General features: G+C 38.4%; 1 protein-coding gene. It reads right to left on the bottom strand.

Annotation, left to right across the window (positions count from 1 at the left end):
- A partial coding sequence (locus AC2JF9_RS10170; protein ID WP_500727526.1) for a hypothetical protein occupies window positions 1-170 on the bottom strand: 170 nt, incomplete at its 3' end.
- Between the last annotated feature and the right edge of the window lie 226 nt (window positions 171-396).

The raw sequence follows: 396 nt of genomic DNA, 5'->3' as shown, positions 1-396 counted from the left end.
ATAAAGAACTCATCCAAATTCGAACTGAAAATGGCCAAAAAATTTAGCCTCTCCAATAATGGATTCCGATCATCATAAGCCTCTTGCAAGACGCGTTCATTAAATGCCAGCCAGCTAAGCTCGCGATTGTTGTAATAGGAAGGGGCATTAAAGTCCTTTTTATCGTTCATGTTCCTCACACACCCTTTAAGCAATTCACAAAAAACCATGCCGGCATTTCAAAAATAATACTCGTTAATGCGGGATAAACTCCAGCACAACATTTGTTTTGATCGCCTTTTCCAGCTGGCGGAGATGTTTTTCAGCTTGACTTTTTTCGACAAAAAAATCTCCCCTGCATTTAACAGTTAATACAATGTGACCTTTACCTTTTTTCATTTCTAACTCTCTTACAAG

It is taken from the genome of Lactobacillus sp. C449L (assembly GCF_059900815.1).
This window is presented reverse-complemented; position numbering and strand designations above follow the sequence as displayed.